Below are 13,063 nucleotides of genomic sequence, written 5' to 3' on the forward strand. Positions count from 1 at the left end.
ACCTTCTGGGACGCTGGTGCGATGACCCGGACCCTCATCCCCGAGGTCGACCTCTCCGCCGTCGTGGCGGAGCAGGCCGACCCCCTCGTCTTCGCCACCGTCTCCGGCGCGCACCTCTACGGCTTCCCGTCCCGGGACTCGGACGTGGATCTGCGCGGCGCCCACCTGCTGCCGGTGGCCGGCCTGATCGGCCTGCACGAGCCGGAGGAGACCCGCTCCCGGATGTGGGTCCGGGACGGCGTCGAGATGGACCTGGTCACCCACGACCTGCGGAAGTTCGTCCTGCTGATGCTGCGCCGCAACGGCTACGTGCTGGAGCAGCTGCTGTCGCCGCTCGTCGTCCACACCACCGAGGCGCACGCCGAACTGGTCTCGCTCGCGCCCCGGGTGCTCACCCGCCACCACGCCCACCACTACCGCGGCTTCGCCACGACGCAGTGGCGGCTGTTCGAGAGGACGGGGGAGCTGAAGCCGCTGCTCTACACCTTCCGCGCGCTCCTCACCGGCATCCACCTGATGCGCGCGGGCCAGGTGCAGGCGCATCTGCCCACGCTCGTCGGAGAGGTGCCGGAGGCACCCGGCCACCTGCCCGGGCTCGTCGAGGCCAAGGCGGCGGCCGAGCACGGACCCGCGGAGGTGGACAGGGAACGCGTCCGCGGCGACGTCGGGGCGCTGCACACGGTCCTCGACGCGGCGCAGGAGGCGTCAGCCCTGGCCGACGCTCCCGCCACCGGGACGCACGACGCCCTGCACGACTTCCTCGTCCGGACCCGGCAGGACGCCCGCTAGGTCCTGTCCGGGCGATCTTCTCGGGCGACGGCTGCGGCGTCTCGCGGCGTTGTCGGAGTCGCCCGAGTACGCCCGGTACGAGGGCGATCCTCCGCCTTGCGATACACCACATCCGACGCCGCGGGCCGGTCCTCAAAGATCGCCCGGACAGGACCTAGGACGTGATCGACGCCCGGCGGGCGCGCATCAGGAAGTCCTCGACCCTGGCGTGGTCGGGAGCCTCCGGCAGCGGACTGCGCACGGAGGCCCGGTCGGCCTCCTCGGTCAGGCGGTTCATCCAGGACTCGACCTCGTCCCACGGCGCCTCACCGCGTCTGATCGCGAGCAGGCGGTCCCGCTCGTCGCCGACGTCCAGGGTGAGCTCGCCGGTGCGCAGCAGATCGCGGCAGCTCATCAGCAGCCGCAGCAGGTGCATGGCGTGCTTCCAGCGCGGCGCCCCGTACTGGCGGACGTCTGCGTCGAGCTTGCGGCGCTGGCCGCCGGCGTACCGGACGAAGGTCCCGTGCGCCTGACGGGAGAGGAACGCCTCGCGCAGCGAGAGCAGTTCGCGGCCGGTGTCGTCGATCCGCTCGACGACGGGGGAGTGCAGGCACTCCAGTACGTTCGGATTGGCGCGCAGGGCCAGCTCGCAGAAGCGCTCCAGCTCCCAGCTGAACTGCTCCTCGCCCGGACCCTCCACGTGGGCCGGCGGCTTGTCGAAACGCCAGAAGAGCGGTGTCGGGGCGAGGTAGACGCCCCGGCGGTCGGTGTCGCTCTTCTCGGTGGCCAGGCCGAAGGCGCGCGAGCCCATGACGCAGGAGTAGATCGTGTGGTCGCGCACCAGATCTGCCGGATTCATGCGCGTCAGGCTACGCGAGAGTGATCGTGTCCCCGGACACGGTGATCTGCTCCGCGGGAAGCGGCCGGGGAGCGGGACCCGCGGCCACCGAACCGTCGGCGATACGAAACTTGGACCCGTGGCAGGGGCAGTCGATCGTGCCGTCCGCGACCTTGTTCACCAGGCAGCCCTGGTGGGTGCAGACGGCGGAGAACGCCTTGAAGTCACCGGCCGCCGGCTGGGTCACCACCACCTTCGCCTCCTTGAAGACGGTGCCGCCGCCGACGGGGATGTCGGTGGTCTTGGCGAGCGCCTCGCCGGAGGGCGCGGAGGAGGTCGGCGCGTCGGTCGGCGGGGTCGTCTTCGTGGACGGGGCGGGGGGGACGGGAGGGGCCGGGGCGCTCGTGGCCGGGGCGGTCGTCGCGCCGGCGTCCGTGCCGCCGTCCGAGCCGCAGCCGGTGGCGAGGACGGCGGCGGCTCCCGCACCGGCTGTCAGCACGGCGCGGCGGGTCGTGGCGTCTGGAGTCATGCCGGACAGCTTGCTGGCGTCCCGCGCCCGGAGGGCGGCAACACGCCCGAAGGGGCTCAGACCCAGGGGGTCAGCTCCCTCGCCCGGCCGTCCGGGTCGCGCCGGACCTCCAGCACGGCGGTGACGGCCTCCCGCTCGATCGGCCCGTAGACGTGCGGGAAGAGCGTGTCCTCCGACCCCTCCCAGCGGACCTCGCCGGACAGCCGGGACTCGTCGACCATCAGCACCAGCAGCGGCCCGACGACGTCCCGGTAGTGCGCGTCGGCGATGGTCAGCGCCGTCGGCTCGTCCGGCGAGCAGTGCACGAAACCCTCGGACGCGAGCGAGGGCGGGGCGTAGGGGAGCGAGGGATCGGCGGACCATTCGTCCAGCGGTACGACGTGCAGCAGCATGCCCACAGTTGTACCCCGGGTGCCCGCCGGCACCGGCGACACCCGGTGGCGGGTCCGGGTGACATGGGGCGGGTCCGCAGGAAGGCGGTCGCCGCAGGTCCGCGCCCGGGACAGCCCTCAAGGGCTGTCCCGTCATCCGCGGTGGGTCGGTGCACGGCGTCGGATGCGGTGCATCGCGAGGCGGAGGGTCGTCCTCATACTGGGTGTATTCGGGCGATCCGACAACGCAGTGTGGGGGCACCCCCGGCCGAAGGCTGGGGGAGGGCCGTAGCCGGCGTCGTGCGCCCGCCGCGGATGCCGGGCCAGCCCTTAGGCTGTTCGGAGCACTGTCGCTTTGGGTGAAGGAGTGAGGACGTGGCGGTACGAGCGGTCCCGGACCGTGTCCGGAGAGTCGCGCCCGGCCCGTGCCCGAGCGAGGGCGTCGCCCGGTGAGGACCGCACTCGTCATCGGAACCGGCCTCATCGGCACCTCCGCGGCGCTCGCGCTCGCCGGCCGGGGCGTCACCGTCCATCTGCGCGACCACGATCCGGCGCGCGCCCGGACCGCCGCCGCGCTCGGCGCCGGTACGGACGAGGCCCCCGAGGGGCCCGTGGACCTCGCGATCGTCGCCGTACCGCCGGCCCACGTGGCCGCCACCCTCGCCGCGGCCATGCGGGACGGGCTGGCGCGCGGATACCTGGACGTGGCGAGCGTCAAGGGAGGGCCCAAGCGGGAACTCGCCGAGCTGGGCCTCGACCTTCGCGCCTACATCGGGACGCACCCGATGTCGGGGAAGGAGCGCTCGGGCCCGCTGGCGGGCACCGCGGACCTCTTCGAGGGCCGGCCGTGGGTGCTCACCCCCACCCGGGACACCGACACGGAGGTCCTGAATCTGGCCCTGGAGCTGGTCGCGCTGTGCCGGGCCGTCCCCGTCGTGATGGACGCGGACGCCCACGACCGGGCCGTCGCGCTCGTCTCGCACACCCCCCAGCTGGTCTCCTCGATGGTCGCGGCGCGGCTGGAGGAGGCGGACGAGACGGCGGTGCGGCTGTGCGGCCAGGGCATCCGCGACGTCACGAGGATCGCGGCCTCCGACCCGCGCATGTGGGTGGAGATCCTGACGGCCAACCCCGGACCGGTGGCCGACGTCCTCGCGGGCGTCGCGGCCGACCTGGACGAGACGGTGCGGGCGCTGCGCTCGCTGCAGTCCTCCGACGAGGCGAAGCGCCGTGACGGTGCCACCGGCGTCGAGGACGTCCTGCGCCGCGGCAACGCGGGCCGGGCCCGGGTGCCGGGCAAGCACGGCGCGGCTCCGGCGCAGTACGAGACGGTCGCCGTGCTCATCAGCGACCAGCCGGGCGAGCTGGCCCGCATCTTCGCGGACGCGGGCCGGGCGGGCGTCAACATCGAGGACGTCCGCATCGAGCACGCGACCGGCCAGCAGGCCGGTCTGGTCCAGCTCATGGTGGAGCCCTCGGCGGCCCCGGTGCTGGGCGCCGCGCTGCAGGAACGCGGCTGGTCGCTGCGCGCGGGCTGACCGCGGGAGGCGTACGACGGGACCGGGCCGGCCCTCAGGGCCGTCCCGCCGCCCCGCCGAGGACGACGGGACGGCCCGTGGCCGGGGCCGCCCGGCGGCCCGTCCGCGGACGGGCCGCGCACCCTGGGAGGCGTCCGTCCCCCCGGTCACTCCGGGCCCGATCCGGCCCGGAAGGGGGCTCCCGCACCGGTGGGGCCGAACGGGTGGCCGCCAGTCGGTAACCTTGTGGGGGTCCCTTGCATGTCCGCCGGGGCTCACCGCGTACCCAGGAAGGTGTCCCCCACCGTGGAATCCGTGATCGTCGCCATCGACGGCCCCTCTGGCACGGGCAAGTCGAGCACCTCGAAGGCGGTTGCCGCCAAGCTGGGACTGAGCTACCTGGACACCGGTGCGCAGTACCGGGCGATCACCTGGTGGATGATCTCCAACGGGGTCGACGTCGACGACGCGGACGCCGTGGCCAACGCCTCCTCCAAGCCCGTCATCGTCTCCGGCACCGACCCGGGCCGTCCCACGATCACCGTGGACGGTGTCGACGCCGCCGGGCCCATCCGGACCGAGGAGGTCACCTCCAAGGTCAGCGCGGTCAGCGCCGTACCCGAGGTGCGGGCCCTGATCACCGAGCTGCAGCGCACCATCGCCAGGGGTGCCGAGCAGGGCATCGTCGTGGAGGGCCGGGACATCGGCACCACCGTCCTCCCGGACGCCGACCTCAAGATCTTCCTCACGGCCTCGCCCGAGGCCCGTGCCGCCCGCCGCTCCGGCGAGCTCAAGGGCGCCGACGTGGCCGCCACCCGGCAGGCCCTGATCAAGCGCGACGCGGCCGACTCCAGCCGCAAGACGTCCCCGCTGGCCAAGGCCGACGACGCCGTCGAGGTCGACACCAGCGAGCTCACCCTGGACCAGGTCATCGAATGCGTCGTCACCCTGGTCGAGGAGACGAGGACGGCCGTCAAGTGACCCTGCCCTCCGCGAAGGGCGCCGCCGTCGGGCGCGGCATCGGCATCGGGCTGATGTACGGCCTGTGGAAGCCGCGCGTCCTCGGCGCCTGGCGGGTGCCGGCCGCCGGTCCCGTCATCCTCGCCGTCAACCACGCGCACAACATCGACGGACCCATGCTCATGGGCACCGCACCCCGGCCCGTGCACTTCCTGATCAAGCAGGAGGCCTTCGTCGGCCCCCTCGGACGCTTCCTGGAAGGCATCGGCCAGCTGAAGGTGGACCGGTCGAGTGCCGACCGGACCGCCATATCCAACGCCCTGGGCGTGCTGGAGCACGGCGGCGTCCTCGGGATCTTCCCGGAGGGCACCCGGGGCGAGGGCGACTTCGCCTCCCTGCGGGCCGGCCTGGCCTACTTCGCCGTCCGCAGCGGCGCGCCGATCGTCCCGGTCGCCGTGCTGGGAAGCACCGACCGCCCCGGGCGGTTGGTCAAGGCGCTGCCGCCGCTGCGCAGCAGCGTGGACGTCGTCTTCGGCGACGCCTTCGAGGCGGGCGACGGCACCGGCCGGCGCACCCGCAAGGCGCTGGACGAGGCCACCGTACGCATTCAGGAGCGGCTCACCGGCCACCTGAAGAACGCCAGGCGCCTCACCGGGCGCTGAGTGAGACTCTGAGTAGTGGGTCAGCACCCACCGACCACGAATGATCAAGGAACGGACTTCATGAACGACCAGCACGACCACGGGGCACTTGGCGACGCCGAGTACGCGGAGTTCATGGAGCTCGCCGCGGAAGAGGGCTTCGACATCGAGGACGTCGAGTCGGCGATCGAGGAGGCGGGCCACGGCCCGCTCCCCGTACTCGCCGTCGTCGGCCGCCCCAATGTCGGCAAGTCGACCCTGGTGAACCGGATCATCGGCCGCCGTGAGGCCGTCGTCCAGGACAAGCCGGGCGTCACCCGCGACCGCGTGACCTACGAGGCCGAATGGGCCGGCCGCCGCTTCAAGGTCGTCGACACCGGCGGCTGGGAGCAGGACGTGCTCGGCCTCGACGCCTCCGTCGCGGCGCAGGCCGAGTACGCGATCGAGACCGCGGACGCGGTCGTCTTCGTGGTCGACTCCACGGTGGGCGCGACCGACACCGACGAGGCCGTCGTCCGCCTGCTGCGCAAGGCCGGCAAGCCCGTCGTGCTGTGCGCCAACAAGGTCGACGGCCAGAGCGGCGAGGCGGACGCCACCGCCCTGTGGTCCCTCGGTCTCGGCATGCCGCACCCGGTCTCCTCGCTGCACGGCCGCGGCACCGGCGACATGCTCGACGCCGTCCTGGAGGCGCTGCCCGAGGCGCCCGCCCAGACCTTCGGCACCGCGGTCGGCGGCCCCCGCCGCATCGCCCTCATCGGTCGCCCGAACGTCGGCAAGTCCTCGCTCCTGAACAAGGTCGCCGGTGAGGACCGCGTCGTCGTCAACGAGCTCGCGGGCACCACCCGCGACCCGGTCGACGAGCTGATCAAGCTCGGCGGCACGACCTGGAAGTTCGTGGACACCGCCGGCATCCGCCGCCGCGTCCACCTCCAGGAGGGCGCCGACTACTACGCCTCCCTGCGGACGGCCGCCGCCGTCGAGAAGGCCGAGGTCGCGGTCGTCCTGATCGACACCGGCGAGTCCATCTCGGTGCAGGACCAGCGCATCATCACCATGGCCGTCGAGGCCGGCCGCGCGCTCGTCATCGCCTACAACAAGTGGGACACCCTCGACGAGGAGCGTCGCTACTACCTCGAGCGCGAGATCGAGACCGAGATGCAGCAGGTCGCCTGGGCGCCCCGCGTCAACGTCTCCGCGCGCACCGGCCGCCACATGGAGAAGCTCGTCCCGGCGATCGAGGCCGCGCTCGCCGGCTGGGAGACCCGCGTTCCCACCGGCCGCCTGAACGCCTTCCTGGGCGAGCTGGTCGCCGCCCACCCGCACCCGATCCGCGGCGGCAAGCAGCCCCGCATCCTGTTCGGCACGCAGGCCGGCACCAAGCCGCCGCGCTTCGTCCTCTTCGCCTCCGGCTTCCTCGAGGCCGGCTACCGCCGCTTCGTCGAGCGCCGGCTGCGCGAGGAGTTCGGTTTCGAGGGCACCCCGATCCACATCTCGGTCCGGGTGCGCGAGAAGCGGGGCCGCAAGAAGTAGGCGGCGTCCAGGGACCACGTACGACGGCCGAGGGCCGGGGCGATGAGCCCCGGCCCTCGGCCGTCGTACGTGGTCCCCGGACCTACAGCCCTCTGCGGGGGCCGGGCGGCAGCGCCGCCGGGACGTGGTGGTGCTGTGCCGACCAGGCCACCGGATGGGCCGCGTGCCGGGGGGAGTGCCCGTGCCCGTGCAGCCCCGTGCCCACCGGGGTCCCGAAGGCCCGGAACACCAGATCCTCCTCGCCGCTGCGATCACCCGGCAGGGTGCGGAACGACCGGCGGTACTCCGAGTACAGCGCGTCGTAGATCGGCGTGGCCGACTGACCGTCGGGCATCACGTCCTGTGCCGGGCGCATGGAAGGGATCTGACCCGACGGCGGGCGGAAGGGTTCGTAGGAGTGCACGTAGGTGCCAACGACCCCGTCGCCCGTCGGATGCGGGCGGCCCGTGGAAAGCGCCGCGTGCCGGGGGTGCGGAACCGTCGGAACCCCGGGGACGTACGCCCGCCCCGACCTGCGCCGCCCGCCCTCGGTCACGTGCCGGCCAGCGGCATCGCGGCAGCCACCAGACGGCCGTTGGCCGCCGCCTTCTCCAGCGCGTCGCGCAGCAGGTCCTCGCGCGGCTGCTGGCCGATCGAGCCCACCGGGGCCGCGAAGACCAGGACCGTGTGCGACTTGTTCGCCGCGGCGCGCCAGCCCTCGGTGACCTGGAGCGGCTGGTGTGCCTGCCACCACGCGGCCTGGCCGCTGCCGCCCGTGCCCGGCTGGAGCACGGAGTGGAGCTGGCCCATGGCGACCAGCACGGACCAGCCCGGCAGCGTGCCCGGCCGCTGGTTCAGGTCGGTGACCGGCAGGAAGCCCTGCTCGATCAGGAGCGGCAGGAACTCGTCGCTGTCGCCGTCCGAACCCGGGCGGGCGACCGGGGCCGTCGGCTCGACGACCAGCGCCGGGTGCAGTTCGCCCTCGATCAGGACGAGACCGCTGGTGACACCGAGGACCGCCTGCTCCGGGTGGGCCGCGCCCAGCGCGTCCGCCGCGTCCGTGGCCGTGATGGAACGGACGGCGCCCTGGAGCTGCTCCTCGGCGACCTGGACGACCTGGGACGGAATGCAGGTGGCGTGGGCGAACGCCAGGACGGCGGTCTCCTCGCCGACGAACAGCACCGTGCTCGTGCGCTCCTGCTCGGAGTCGCCCGGCGTGCGGCAGGAGGTGCAGTCGTAGCTGCCCGGGGCGTTGTCGCCGGCGACCAGCCGGTCGGCTTCTTCGTCGCCGATCTCGGCGCGTACGTCCTCGCTGACGTCGAGCATGCGCGGCACGGGGGGCTCCCTGGAGTCGTTGCGTGCGACACCGGGCGGATTCCCGGCTCGTCTCATGCCGAGTTCAACGGGAGAGGCTCGGCCGGGGTCACGCGTCGGCGTACGACAACTTGCGCGAGTCCCGCTCGTGACACCGTTTCGACCGCCGTCCGCACCGCGCCCGCCGGGCCGTCGGGGAGGCGGGCGGCGTCCCGGCGGTCATGGACGGGGCGGCGCCCGCAGCGGTGGCCCGCCCGGCCGTGACTCCGACCGGGTGGGGTGCGCCGCCCGCCCCGCGCGGCACGGCCCGGGCGCCCGGCGCCCTTGCCTAGCCTGCCCCGATGTCGACGATCCGATGGTGGACGGCCGGTGCCTGTTCCGCCGTACTGATGGCCCTGGACCTGCTCCCGGGCCTGGCCGTGGCGCCCGCCGTGGCCGCCGAGACGGCCCCGGCGTACGCCTGCGCCAAGGACCAGTGGCCGTGGGGCTGCGTCGCCGAGTGCGAGAGCGGTGGGCGCTGGAACACCAACACCGGCAACGGCTACTACGGCGGCCTCCAGTTCTGGCAGCCCACCTGGGAGGAGCACGGCGGACTGCGCTACGCCCGGCGCGCCGACCTGGCGACCCGTCAGCAGCAGATCAGGGTCGCCGAGGAGGTGCTGCGCACCCAGGGGTGGGGTGCCTGGCCGGTCTGCTCGAAGCGGTTCGGCCTGAGCGGGCGGGTCCACACCGTCCAGCAGGGCGACACGCTCAGCTCGGTCGCCCGCCGCTTCGGGGTCAAGGGCGGCTGGAAGGCCCTGTACACGGCGAACCGCGCGGTGGTCGGGGCGGATCCGAACCGGCTCGTGGTCGGGACGATGCTGCGCTTCGCGCCGCTCACCGCCCGGTGAGCTCCGCGGCCTCCCGGCTGGACACCAGCGAGCCGCGCCGCAGTTCGTGCACCAGGGTGCCGTCCGGCAGCCCGGCCGGGAGCCGCTGCTCGGCGAGCACGACCGCGGCGCCGCCCTCCCGGGCCAGGGCGCCGAGCAGCCGGTAGGTACGGGCGGACACGTCGGGCGACATGCCGAGGTCGGGTTCGTCGACCAGGACCACCGTGGCGGGGGTCAGCAGGGCCCGGGAGACCTCCAGCATCCGCCGCTCCCCGCCGGAGAGGGTGCCGGCGGTGCGGGCCAGCAGCGGCCCGAGTTCGGGGTAGGCGGCCAGGGCCGCGGCGGGATCGCCGGGCGCCAGTCCGAGGTTCTCGGCGACGGTCAGCGACGGGTACACGCCCCTCAGGTCCGGCACGAAGCACAGGCCGCGGCGGGCCCGGGCGTGGGCGTGCAGCCCGGTGACGTCGGTGCCGCGCCACAGGACCCGGCCGGAGGCGAGCGGGACGGTCCCGGCGAGCGCGCACAGGGCGGTCGTGCGTCCGGCACCGTTGCGGCCGGTCAGCACGGTGACGGTGGCGCGGGGGACGAGGAGGTCGAGCCCGTGGAGGGCCTCCAGGGGGCCGTGGCGGACCCGGGCGCGGCGCAGGGCGATCTCGACGCTCATGACACGATCCGGCCCCCTTCCATGGTGTGCGTGACGTGGGCGATGCCGGCGACGAGGTCCGGGTCGTGCTCGACGACGAGGACGGTGAGGCCCTCGGCCGCGAGGGCCGCGAGGATCCGGGCCAGGGCGTCGGTCTCGGTGGCGTCCAGCCCGGCGGCGGGCTCGTCCAGGAGGAGCGTGTGCGGGCCGCCGGCCAGGGCGCGGGCGAGTTCGACCCGCCGCAGGATGCCGGTGGGCAGGTCGGCGGCCCGACGGTGGCGGACCGCTCCCGCGAGTCCGAGCAGCCGCAGGCTCTGCTCGACGTCGCCGCGGCGGCGGCCCTGCTCGGCGCCGAGCAGGACGTTCTCCTCGACCGTGAGGGTGGGGAAGACCGCGAGTTGCTGGAAGGTCCGGGCGATGCCCAGTCTCGTACGGGCGTGGGCGGCGCGCGCGGTGATGTCGGTGCCGTCGAGCGTGACACGCCCGCCGGCGGGGCGGAGGGTGCCGGCGAGGCAGTCGAAGAGGGTGCTCTTCCCCGCGCCGTTGGGGCCGACGAGGGCGGTGATCCGGGCGGGCGCGAGGGCGAGGGACACCCCGGACAGGGCGAGGACGCCGTCCGGATGCCAGAAGCTGACGTCGTGCGCGCGCAGCCGGGGCGGGGCGCTGGGCCGGGCCTGCGGGCCGGGCCGGGCCACCGGGCGGGTGGTGCGCGGCGCGGCCGTGGGGCGGACGGCGCGTGGCGGCCTCGCGTCGCCTGCGGGGACGGCTTCGGCGCGGGCCCGTCCGGCCTCCGGCGTGCGTACGGATCCGGCGGGCGGACGGCTCCCGGACACCGCCCGGCCCGGGCTCCCGCGCGCGCCGCCCGGCACCTCCCGGCGGTCCGGCAGCCACGAGGTCAGCGGCGGCACGCGGCCCACCATCGCGGCGAGGACACCCACCACGGCCGCCGCCACGCCCCCGCGGGTACCCGCGTCGAGGGCGACCAGCAGGGCGGCGCCCGCCAGGGGCGACACGAGACCGTCCGCTCCCAGGACCACGATCGCGGCGAACCACAGCAGGCCCCGGACCGGGTCGTACGCCTCCGGGTCGAAGGCGCGCAGCCCCATGCCCAGCAGCCCGCCGCCCAGGGCTGCCAGGGCCGCGCCCAGGACGAAGGCCAGCAGCTTGAGACCGGCCACCGGCACCCCTGACGCCTCCGCACCCGCCTCGTGGTCCCGCAGTGCCGCCAGGGCCCGGCCTGTACGGCCCCGGCGCAGCGCCGCCACGGCCGCGAGGCAGCCGGCGAGGACGACGAGCTCCAGGACGTAGTACCGGCGGTCGTCCTCGAAGCCCGCCGGACGCCCCAGCTCCAGGCCGGACGTCGCGTACGGCTGCGCGAAGACGAAGCGGCTCACCGCCACCCCGACCGCCAGCGTCGCCAGCGCCAGGGCCAGCCCGTGCCGCCGGATCGCCGGCCACCCCGTGACCAGCCCGAGGGGGGCGACGAGCAGCACCGCCAGTACCAGGGCGGGCAGCTCCGGCAGGCCCCCGGCCGCGAGCAGCGCCGTGAAGAGGGCGCCCAGGCCGGCGTACGCGGTCTGCCCGAGCGCGATCTGCCCGCCGCGCCCGGTCACCACCACCAGCGACAGCAGGATCACGGCCAGCGCCGGTACCTGGATCGCCGTGTGCAGATCCGTGCCCGCGAACCCCAGAGGCAGCAGGAACAGCACCCCCGCCACCAGCCACACCCCGCGCGGCACGCTTCCGGGCGGCCGGGAGGCGACCGGCAGGACGTCCTGGCCGCGGCCGCCCACCCCCGGCAGGACCAGCGCCGCCACCAGCAGCGCGACCACGAACAGGTTCGCCCCGACCGCCTGCACCAGCGGCCCGGCCCAGCCCTCCGGATGGAGCCGGGTCAGCTGCGCCTGCGCCACCCCCAGCGCGAGCGCCGTCACGATCGCCACCGGCAGGCTCCGCATCCGGGCCACCACCGCGACCGCGATCACCTCGACGACCAGCAGCGGCAGCCCGTAGGGATCGAGGCGCACGTACGGGGCCAGCAGCACCCCCGTCAGACCGGCGGTGAACGCGCCGAACGCCCAGCCCACCGCCGCCACCCGGTCCGCGTCGATCCCGCCGAGCACCGCCAGCGGCCGGTTGTCGACCACCGCCCGCAGTTCCCGCCCGAAGCGCGTCCACCGGGTGACCGCACCCACCGCCGCGGCCAGCGCCACCACCACCGCGAGCTGCGCCCACGGATCGTCCCCGAGCAGCACCGGGGCGTCGGACCGGGCCCCCGACCCCCAGACCAGCGCGGCCGCGCCCACGAGGAGCACGAAGACACCGATGGAGGCCACCAGCGTCTGCGCCGGCGGCGAGCCGGCCCGCGCGAGCGGGCGGAACACCGCCCGGTCCAGCACCAGACCGATGCCCGGCCCCACCACGAGCAGCGTGAACAGCGCCGCCGGCGGCAGCGGCCACCCCCACTCCACCACCAGCTGGCGCAGCACGTAGGCGCAGACCATGGCGATCGCGCCGTGCGCCAGGTTGAGCACCCCGGTCGCGCGGTACGTGACGATCAGCCCGATGCCCGTGAGCGCGGCCGCGGCACCGATCGCGAGGCCGGCGAGCGTGAGGTCGTAGGTCAGCGAGGCCACGGCTCACACACCGGGCAGGGGTCGAGCTCCGCGTCCTCCACCGGCTCCGCCTCGGCCCTGCCGGCCACCAGCGGGCAGTCCGGGCGGTGCGCGAGCGTCCCGCCCGGGACGCGCACCGGCGGCGCGTCGGAGGAGGGCGCGGGTGCGTCCTCGGGTGTGTACGGAGAGGGGCGCGGGCGCGCCGGGACACGGCCGGCCGCGGTGACCAGGACCGCGCCCGCCACGATCAGCGCCGCCCCCGGCACCGTGCACGAGGCCAGGTAGGGCAGCTGGCGCTCGGCGAACCGCTCCCCGGAGACGCCGTACCAGCCCAGGACGCACAGCACCGCACCCGCAGCGGCCGCCACGAGGCCGCCCCACAGCAGTACCCGGGATGTCGGCACGGGGGCCTCCCTCGACTCGTCCCCGGACGCCCTCTTCCTTGCACTATGCCCCGAACCGGCACACCCTGGAATCATCAGGCCGCCC

The 13,063-nt window shown here is 74.7% G+C and carries 14 protein-coding genes; 6 read left to right on the forward strand and 8 right to left on the reverse strand.

Annotation, left to right across the window (positions count from 1 at the left end; translation table 11 throughout):
• The first annotated feature begins 21 nt into the window (after window positions 1–21).
• Complete coding sequence (locus tag ACGFZF_RS35825; protein WP_393561244.1) at window positions 22–789, forward strand: DNA polymerase beta superfamily protein; 768 nt, start codon at window positions 22–24, stop codon at window positions 787–789.
• Between the two features lie 154 nt (window positions 790–943).
• On the opposite strand, the gene ACGFZF_RS35830 is transcribed toward ACGFZF_RS35825, so the two are convergent.
• Genes ACGFZF_RS35830 through ACGFZF_RS35840 form a run of 3 tightly spaced genes read right to left on the reverse strand, consistent with a single transcriptional unit; the run spans window position 944 to window position 2,527 of the window.
• On the reverse strand, window positions 944–1,627 hold the full coding sequence (locus ACGFZF_RS35830; RefSeq protein WP_393561246.1) for a DNA polymerase beta superfamily protein: 684 nt from the start codon (window positions 1,625–1,627) through the stop codon (window positions 944–946).
• Window positions 1,628–1,637: 10 nt separating this feature from the next.
• Window positions 1,638–2,135: a Rieske (2Fe-2S) protein gene (locus ACGFZF_RS35835; protein ID WP_393561248.1), complete on the reverse strand. Its 498-nt coding sequence runs from the start codon at window positions 2,133–2,135 to the stop codon at window positions 1,638–1,640.
• Between the two features lie 56 nt (window positions 2,136–2,191).
• Entirely contained in the window at window positions 2,192–2,527 is a 336-nt protein-coding gene (locus tag ACGFZF_RS35840) for a DUF952 domain-containing protein (protein WP_393561250.1), read from the reverse strand.
• A 428-nt stretch (window positions 2,528–2,955) separates the two neighbouring features.
• On the opposite strand from ACGFZF_RS35840, the gene ACGFZF_RS35845 reads away from it, so the two are divergent.
• The 4 genes from ACGFZF_RS35845 to der all read left to right on the forward strand — a co-directional run bounded on the left by ACGFZF_RS35845 (window position 2,956) and on the right by der (window position 7,154).
• Window positions 2,956–4,044 carry a prephenate dehydrogenase gene (locus ACGFZF_RS35845; protein ID WP_147977343.1) on the forward strand — a complete coding sequence of 363 codons (1,089 nt, stop codon included), beginning with the start codon at window positions 2,956–2,958 and terminating at the stop codon, window positions 4,042–4,044.
• Between the two features lie 240 nt (window positions 4,045–4,284).
• Complete coding sequence (cmk, locus tag ACGFZF_RS35850; RefSeq protein ID WP_393561252.1) at window positions 4,285–5,004, forward strand: (d)CMP kinase; 720 nt, start codon at window positions 4,285–4,287, stop codon at window positions 5,002–5,004.
• Complete coding sequence (locus ACGFZF_RS35855; protein WP_393561254.1) at window positions 4,959–5,645, forward strand: lysophospholipid acyltransferase family protein; 687 nt, start codon at window positions 4,959–4,961, stop codon at window positions 5,643–5,645. Before cmk ends, ACGFZF_RS35855 begins: the two co-directional genes overlap by 46 nt.
• Window positions 5,646–5,705: 60 nt before the next feature.
• Window positions 5,706–7,154 carry a ribosome biogenesis GTPase Der gene (gene der / locus ACGFZF_RS35860; RefSeq protein ID WP_393561256.1) on the forward strand — a complete coding sequence of 483 codons (1,449 nt, stop codon included), beginning with the start codon at window positions 5,706–5,708 and terminating at the stop codon, window positions 7,152–7,154.
• Window positions 7,155–7,236: 82 nt separating this feature from the next.
• Here der and ACGFZF_RS35865 read toward each other — a convergent pair whose 3' ends face one another.
• Entirely contained in the window at window positions 7,237–7,509 is a 273-nt protein-coding gene (locus ACGFZF_RS35865) for a hypothetical protein (RefSeq protein WP_393561258.1), read from the reverse strand.
• 176 nt (window positions 7,510–7,685) lie between these two features.
• Window positions 7,686–8,468 carry a hypothetical protein gene (locus tag ACGFZF_RS35870; protein ID WP_393561260.1) on the reverse strand — a complete coding sequence of 261 codons (783 nt, stop codon included), beginning with the start codon at window positions 8,466–8,468 and terminating at the stop codon, window positions 7,686–7,688.
• 320 nt (window positions 8,469–8,788) lie between these two features.
• Here ACGFZF_RS35870 and ACGFZF_RS35875 point away from each other — a divergent pair, with 320 nt between their 5' ends.
• Window positions 8,789–9,337 carry a transglycosylase family protein gene (locus ACGFZF_RS35875; protein WP_393561262.1) on the forward strand — a complete coding sequence of 183 codons (549 nt, stop codon included), beginning with the start codon at window positions 8,789–8,791 and terminating at the stop codon, window positions 9,335–9,337.
• Here the strand turns inward: ACGFZF_RS35875 and ACGFZF_RS35880 are convergent.
• Genes ACGFZF_RS35880 through ACGFZF_RS35890 form a run of 3 tightly spaced genes read right to left on the reverse strand, consistent with a single transcriptional unit; the run spans window position 9,324 to window position 12,978 of the window.
• Window positions 9,324–9,980 (reverse strand): ATP-binding cassette domain-containing protein, encoded by a 657-nt coding sequence (locus ACGFZF_RS35880; RefSeq protein WP_393561263.1) that lies wholly within the window; start codon window positions 9,978–9,980, stop codon window positions 9,324–9,326. The two genes, ACGFZF_RS35875 and ACGFZF_RS35880, sit on opposite strands and share 14 nt — an antisense overlap.
• On the reverse strand, window positions 9,977–12,595 hold the full coding sequence (locus ACGFZF_RS35885; protein ID WP_393561265.1) for an ATP-binding cassette domain-containing protein: 2,619 nt from the start codon (window positions 12,593–12,595) through the stop codon (window positions 9,977–9,979). Before ACGFZF_RS35885 ends, ACGFZF_RS35880 begins: the two co-directional genes overlap by 4 nt.
• Complete coding sequence (locus ACGFZF_RS35890; RefSeq protein ID WP_393561267.1) at window positions 12,583–12,978, reverse strand: hypothetical protein; 396 nt, start codon at window positions 12,976–12,978, stop codon at window positions 12,583–12,585. Before ACGFZF_RS35890 ends, ACGFZF_RS35885 begins: the two co-directional genes overlap by 13 nt.
• Between the last annotated feature and the right edge of the window lie 85 nt (window positions 12,979–13,063).

Origin of the sequence: Streptomyces sp. NPDC048338 (assembly GCF_043201055.1) — a bacterium.
In the GTDB taxonomy this organism is placed as follows: Bacteria; Actinomycetota; Actinomycetes; order Streptomycetales; family Streptomycetaceae; genus Streptomyces.

Coding starts and splice junctions, on each gene's coding strand:
- ACGFZF_RS35875 (WP_393561262.1), top strand. CDS start 8,789: ATGTCGACGATCCGATGGTGGACGGCCGGTGCCTGTTCCGCCGTACTG.
- cmk (WP_393561252.1), top strand. CDS start 4,285: ATGTCCGCCGGGGCTCACCGCGTACCCAGGAAGGTGTCCCCCACCGTG.
- ACGFZF_RS35855 (WP_393561254.1), top strand. CDS start 4,959: ATGCGTCGTCACCCTGGTCGAGGAGACGAGGACGGCCGTCAAGTGACC.
- ACGFZF_RS35835 (WP_393561248.1), bottom strand. CDS start 2,135: ATGACTCCAGACGCCACGACCCGCCGCGCCGTGCTGACAGCCGGTGCG.
- ACGFZF_RS35830 (WP_393561246.1), bottom strand. CDS start 1,627: ATGAATCCGGCAGATCTGGTGCGCGACCACACGATCTACTCCTGCGTC.
- ACGFZF_RS35880 (WP_393561263.1), bottom strand. CDS start 9,980: ATGAGCGTCGAGATCGCCCTGCGCCGCGCCCGGGTCCGCCACGGCCCC.
- ACGFZF_RS35825 (WP_393561244.1), top strand. CDS start 22: ATGACCCGGACCCTCATCCCCGAGGTCGACCTCTCCGCCGTCGTGGCG.
- ACGFZF_RS35865 (WP_393561258.1), bottom strand. CDS start 7,509: ATGCGCCCGGCACAGGACGTGATGCCCGACGGTCAGTCGGCCACGCCG.
- ACGFZF_RS35840 (WP_393561250.1), bottom strand. CDS start 2,527: ATGCTGCTGCACGTCGTACCGCTGGACGAATGGTCCGCCGATCCCTCG.
- der (WP_393561256.1), top strand. CDS start 5,706: ATGAACGACCAGCACGACCACGGGGCACTTGGCGACGCCGAGTACGCG.